At 59.2% G+C, this 1,769-nt stretch carries 2 protein-coding genes; both read right to left on the bottom strand.

Annotation, left to right across the window (positions count from 1 at the left end; all coding sequences use genetic code 11):
• Window positions 1-32 precede the first annotated feature (32 nt).
• Window positions 33-1,559 (bottom strand): IS66 family transposase, encoded by a 1,527-nt coding sequence (locus P8H27_RS20485; protein ID WP_289639591.1) that lies wholly within the window; start codon window positions 1,557-1,559, stop codon window positions 33-35.
• A gap of 62 nt (window positions 1,560-1,621) precedes the next feature.
• Window positions 1,622-1,769 (bottom strand): IS66 family insertion sequence element accessory protein TnpB (gene tnpB, locus P8H27_RS20805; RefSeq protein ID WP_374761378.1); only part of this gene is annotated, 148 nt, incomplete at its 5' end.

Genomic DNA, 1,769 nt, shown 5'->3' with positions numbered 1-1,769 from the left:
GGTAAGCGTCCGCCCAACTCACCTTGCGTAAGTTAGGCTGGCGCCCACCGATGTGGCAGCAGTTGATCAATCTCACTTGCCCGATGCGTCGGCAGGCGCGTCAGCACATCTTTGAGATAGGCATATGGATCATGCCCATTCATGCGCGCTGACTGGATCAAACTCATGATCGCCGCCGCCCGTTTGCCACTGCGCAGCGAGCCGGCGAATAACCAGTTCGAGCGCCCAAGAGCCCACGGCCGGATCTGATTTTCGGCCGGGTTGTTATCTATGGGCACAGCACCATCATCGACATAGCGAGCAAGTGCAGCCCAGCGTTTGAGGCTGTAATCCAGTGCTTTGGCGATAGCCGATCCTTCGGGTACAAGATCGCGCTGGGCGAGCATCCAGGTGTGCAGTGCGTCGAGAAGGGGTGCCGCCTTTTTCTGGCGTATTCGCCAGCGATCTTCGTCGCTCATGTCCCGCGCTTGCCGTTCGATTTCGTACAACCCGCCAATCGAGTGCAGCGCCTGTTCGGCCAGTTGGCTTTTGTTAGTTGCATGTAGATCGAAGAACTTGCGGCGGGCATGGGCCATGCAGCCAATTTCGGTGATGCCTTGCTGGAAACTTGCCTTGTAGCCGGCGAAGTCGTCGCAAACCAACTTGCCATTCCACGGGCCAAGGAAGTTGCGCGCATGCTCACCTGCACGGCTCGGGCTGAAGTCGTAAACCACGGCTTTGAGGGCCACGAACGGCGTAGTGCAGTAGGCCCAGACGTAGGAGCGGTGGGTTTTCTTCTCGCCCGGCGCGAGCATCTGCACCGGCGTTTCGTCGGCGTGAATCACGGCTTGGGCCAGTATCGTTTCGCGCAGCGCATCGACCAAGGGCTGGAGCTGCACGCCGGTTTGGCCGACCCACTGCGCCAGCGTTGAGCGAGCGATTGCCAGGCCGGCGCGGCCGAAGATTTTCTCTTGCCGATACAGCGGCAAATGGTCAGCAAACTTGGCCACCATCACGTGAGCCAGCAGGCCCGCAGTCGGGATGCCTTTGTCGATCACTTGCGCCGGCACCGGTGCCTGGATCAGCGTTTCACACTCGCGGCAGACCCATTTTCCACGGACATGTTGCTCGACGGTGAATACGCCTGGCGTGTAATCGAGCTTCTCGCTGACGTCTTCGCCGATGCGCTGAAGCTGGCAGCCACACGCGCACTGGGTGTTTTCCGGTTCGTGACGAATCACGGTGCGCGGGAACTGCGCCGGTAACGCTGTACGCTTGGGCTGTTGACGTGGTTCGGTCGAAGCAACGGCTGGATTTAGCGCTTTGAGCTCAGTCTCGATGGCCGCGATGTCGGTGTCGAGCAGGTCGTCGAGAAGACTGCCCTGGTCAGGGCTCAGTTGCTCGCTGCGCTTGGCGAACTTGTGCCGTTTAAGTAGTGCGATTTCGTGACTGAGCTGCTCAATGACTGTTTGATCGCGGTGGATCTTCTTGCCCATCGTGTCGACCTGCAACAACAGCTGCGCAGCCAATGCACGCAGTTGGTCAGGGGGCATTTGGTCGAGGTTGGGCGAGGAAATCATGCCGTGGATTTTACCAAGGCAGGCCGCTTATAGCAGTAAGCCAAGAAGCAAATGACAGCCTTTTAAAGCAGGGTGATCGCACCGTTAGCCCCGACGCGCTGCCAGGGCAGTCCAAGCACCAAGGCCTGAAGTTGCTCGGCATCCAACGCTATCTCGCAACCATGGCGAATGCCTGGCCAGTGAAACTTGCCTTGGTTTAACCGGCGCGCC

Origin of the sequence: Pseudomonas sp. sp1636 (assembly GCF_030376615.1) — a bacterium.
Lineage (GTDB): Bacteria > Pseudomonadota > Gammaproteobacteria > Pseudomonadales > Pseudomonadaceae > Aquipseudomonas.
Note: the sequence above shows the minus strand (reverse complement) of the source record. Positions and strands in the feature narration are given on the sequence as shown.